The organism is Phenylobacterium sp. (assembly GCF_031425575.1).
GTDB lineage: Bacteria > Pseudomonadota > Alphaproteobacteria > Caulobacterales > Caulobacteraceae > Phenylobacterium.
The window spans coordinates 1-3,671 of sequence record NZ_JANPJP010000120.1; the positions used below are offsets into that span (position 1 = coordinate 1).

The following is a 3,671-nucleotide window of genomic DNA, read 5'->3' on the forward strand; positions in this document are numbered from 1 at the left end:
CCTTCAGCGGCAAGATCGTCGCCGTCCGACCTACGTCCACCGACGGTCTCTACGACGTCGTCTTCCGCTCAACCAAGATCGCCACCATCGACCTGCATGGGCAAAGCGACCAATCTCACAGTGCCACGGATGTCTCCGAACAGGTGTCACGGATGTCCCCGGTCCAAACAGCTGCGCAGGGGAGGAAAAAGCGGCGCGCAATTGCACCGCGCGAGGTGAGATTGCTCAGCCAGCAGGCAGTTTGGTCAACGCGCGCATAGCCCGGCCCATGCGCCATATCCGCCGCCTCCGCCGCGCCTACCCTCGAACCTCGCCTGGAGGTTCGCATGACCCCTCGAAAAACCGCCCCGAAACCTGCTCAGCCGCTGGCGGCCGCCCCGTGGGTCGTGCTGCTGCGCTCGGCCCTGTTCCAGGCCATGACCGTCCGGGCTGATCGCCTGGGCTAGCGAGCGCCGGCCCGGCGGCGGAGGGGAGCCGCGGGCTCGCTCGAACCGTGCGCATGCAGAGGGGGCAGCAGCGACCGCGTCGTCACCAGCTTCAACTGCTGCACCGCCCGCACCCGCCGCAGCCGGTCGCACAGCTGTTGCAGGCGCACCGCAGAGCCCTGGACCAGCAGCACCTCCAGCGACCGGTCCTCCTCCAGGAAGACGTGCTGCGAGGAAATCACCTCAGGCAGGTACTCGCTCTGCACACGGGCGAGGGCGTGCCGCACGCGGCCACTCTCGGCACGGTAGATCAGTGTGATGGTGCCGGCCATGACACCGTCGGCCAGGCCGTCCTCGGTGTCGGCCAGCTCATGGCGGATCAGTTCGGCGATCATCTGGGAGCGGCTGGGCAGGCCCCGGCGCGACACCATGGCGTCGAGCTGGGCCAGCAGCTTGCCGGGCAGGCTAATGCCGATGCGGGCGAGTTGCGGGAGCAGGTCCTGGTCCAAGGCGTAATCCAACTCTGACTGACGCGGGGCGCCGCAGCTCAACAGTCGCATGGCGGGTGCGGACCGATCAACGCGCCAGGGCCGATTTGGCGGACTCTCGGTTGGCCGCCTCAGGAGAGGGCAGGCGTGGGGGTGTCGCGGTCGATCAGGGTCCATTCCGCCGGGTCCACCGCGCGCAGGTCGGTTCCCTCCAGCCAGGGGTAGGACGACAGGGTCACCTGGCGCGAGGCGCCCGCCACCTTGCCGTAGCAGATGGGCATGGAGAGCGCGGCGATGGCCGCCTCGCGGTCGCCGACGGCGAGGGCCGCCGTGACGTGGGCGGTGAGCGACTCGGCGGGCGCCAGGGGCGTGGCGCGGTCGCGGATCTCCAGGAAGTGCTCGCCGGCGATCACCAGCAGGCCCTTGGCCTCGCCGGCCAGGCGGTAGGCTTCGAGCGGGGCTGCGGCGGGGGCCTCCTGGCGCCAGGTCTCCTGGTATTCCGAGTGGATGCCGTCCTCGATCATGACGCCGTCCTTCACCGCGAAGGTCGCCTCGTCCACCGAGTCGTTGGGCGGCTGGTAATCGAGGTCGCGCCGCCAGAGGCAGACGTTTCCGGTGGCGGTCAGCTCGCCGGCGAAGCCCTGGACGGCGGCCATGTCGATCAGCTCGGCGTCGGTATAGTCGGCGAAACCCGTGGCGCCCTCGCGCCGGGGCCGGTCGGCCTTCACTCGGATATCGGCGTACCAGGACCTGGTCTGCAGCCAGAGGACCCGGGTCGTCTCGTCGCGGTAGCCCGCGGGCGTGGTGATCACCTCGCGGCGCCACAGGCCGGTGAGCTCGGGGAGGACATGGGCCGACATGGTTACGCCTCCAGGGGCCGGTGGCGGCCCATGAGCTTGGGCAGGTCGCCCACGGCGGCCAGCAGGCTGAAGGCGGCGAAGCCCAGCAGAATGAAGATCACCGCGCCCACGCACATGGTGGGTTCATAGCCCGAGCGCAGGCTGGTGAACACGCGGATCGGCAAGGTCTGCACCGAGAAGCCCGCCACCATGTAGGCGATCAGGTACTCATTCAGACTGAGCACGAAGACGTACACCAGGGCGCAGAGGATGTAGGGGGTCATGGCCGGGCGGACCACCATGCGGAAGGCCTCGGCGTCGCCGGCGCCCATGGTGTGGGCGGCCTCGATCAGGGCCTTCTCGATGGACTGGAAGCCCACCGACAGCATGGCCACCGGGATGCCCAGCAGAATCACCGAGTGGCTGAGGATCACGTTCTCGATGCGGCCCACATGGCCCGCCATGCCCCAGAAGGCCGAGAACATCAGGGCGGTCACCACGCCGGGCAGCAGGAACAGGCCCGAGCCCACCCCGGCCAGGGCCTTGGCGGCTTTGGAATTGTAGCGCCAGACGGCGTAGGCGATCGGCAGGGCGACGGTCACCGCAATCACCGCGGCCAGGGCGCTGATGGAGAGCGAGGTCTCCAGGGACTTCATCCAGCCGGCGTCGGTGAAGAAGGCCTTGTACCATTTCAGGCTGAGCTCGCTGGGCGGGAAGCTCATCCGCCGGCCCTCGTTGAACGAGACGCCGATCACCACCACCAGCGGCGCGGCGATGAAGATGGCCACCAGGCTCAGGAAGCCGCGGCGCAGGATCGTGGAGACCAGGCCTTCGTTCATGACGCGGGGCTCCCGGCCCGGGTGAGCAGGCGGACCAGGCCCAGCAGGCCCGCCATCAGCGTGACCAGGGCCACGGCCTGGGCGGCGGCGAGCGGCAGGTTGCCTGTGGTCATGGCGCCGTTGGAGATGAGGATCCCCACCGTCCACTGCTGTGGCCGCCCCAGCACCAGCGGGGTCAGGTAGGAGCCGACGGTGAAGATCACCACCAGCAGGCCCGCCGACAGCAGCGGTCCTTTCACCATCGGCGCCACCACGGTGAGGAAGGCCCGCGCCGGCGAGGCGCCCATGGTGGTGGCCGCCGCCGGGATATCGTCGTCCAGCTGCGACATGGCCGGGTAGAGGAAGAGGATGATGTAGGGCAGGACCAGATAGACCAGGCAGACCATGACGGCCGCGAAATTGGGGTAGAGCGAGTGGACGGAGTCCATGATCCCCAGCGCCACCAGGGCCTTCACCAGGCCGCCGCCGCCCGACAGCAGCACCTGGAACGAGAAGACGATCAGAACCTCCGACAGGGACAGGGTCGAGAGCAGGCCCACCAGCCAGGTGATCTGGGCTCGGCGCTTCATGCGGCTGATGAAATAGGCGACGGGGAAGGCCAGGGCGACGCTGATCGCCGCGGTCGTGAGCGCCAGGGTGAAGGAGAACAGGGCCACCTTCAGGAACTGCGGATCGAGCAGCTGGCGGTACTGGGTCAGCTCCAGGCCGGCCCGCCACAGGCCACCGTCCTCCCGGTGCGCGAAGCTCAGCTGCACCAGCAGGAACAGCGGGATCAGGCACAGGACGATCAGGAACAGGGTGGGCAGGGAGAGCAGACCGGCCAGCACGACCTGGTCGCGGCTGCTGGGCTCGGTGTCCTTGGCCCTGAGCGGGACGGCGAGGTCGGTCATGCGGCCAGGACGCGGCACTGGTTCTGCGGCAGGCGCAGGTGGGCGATATCGCCGGTCCCGGCGCCCATCCAGTCGCGGGGCTGGACGACGCTGAGGACGTCGCGGCCATCGCAATCCAGGTGAACCTCGACGCTGGAGCCCATGTCGCGGATGAAGGTGATCCGTCCCGAGACGGTGTTGTCCCCCGCGC

At 68.9% G+C, this 3,671-nt stretch carries 5 protein-coding genes and 1 pseudogene; 1 reads left to right on the forward strand and 5 read right to left on the reverse strand.

Annotated features, from left to right (window positions below; all coding sequences use genetic code 11):
- Positions 1-260: pseudogene (locus RMO97_RS06980) on the forward strand (hypothetical protein); the annotation flags it as partial.
- A 182-nt stretch (positions 261-442) separates the two neighbouring features.
- Here the strand turns inward: RMO97_RS06980 and RMO97_RS06985 are convergent.
- From RMO97_RS06985 to RMO97_RS07005, 5 genes are all read right to left on the reverse strand, one after another.
- Positions 443-946 (reverse strand): CopG family ribbon-helix-helix protein, encoded by a 504-nt coding sequence (locus RMO97_RS06985; protein WP_310539873.1) that lies wholly within the window; start codon positions 944-946, stop codon positions 443-445.
- A gap of 98 nt (positions 947-1,044) precedes the next feature.
- The gene (locus RMO97_RS06990) at positions 1,045-1,773 is read right to left on the reverse strand and encodes a hypothetical protein (protein ID WP_310539874.1); all 729 of its coding nucleotides are present in this window, start codon (positions 1,771-1,773) and stop codon (positions 1,045-1,047) included.
- Between the two features lie 2 nt (positions 1,774-1,775).
- Positions 1,776-2,591: an ABC transporter permease gene (locus RMO97_RS06995; protein WP_310539875.1), complete on the reverse strand. Its 816-nt coding sequence runs from the start codon at positions 2,589-2,591 to the stop codon at positions 1,776-1,778.
- Positions 2,588-3,481, reverse strand: a complete 894-nt coding sequence (locus tag RMO97_RS07000; RefSeq protein WP_310539876.1) for an ABC transporter permease — start codon at positions 3,479-3,481, stop codon at positions 2,588-2,590. The genes RMO97_RS06995 and RMO97_RS07000 overlap by 4 nt, the downstream gene beginning before the upstream one ends.
- A partial coding sequence (locus RMO97_RS07005; RefSeq protein WP_310539877.1) for a TOBE domain-containing protein occupies positions 3,478-3,671 on the reverse strand: 194 nt, incomplete at its 5' end. The genes RMO97_RS07005 and RMO97_RS07000, both read right to left, overlap by 4 nt.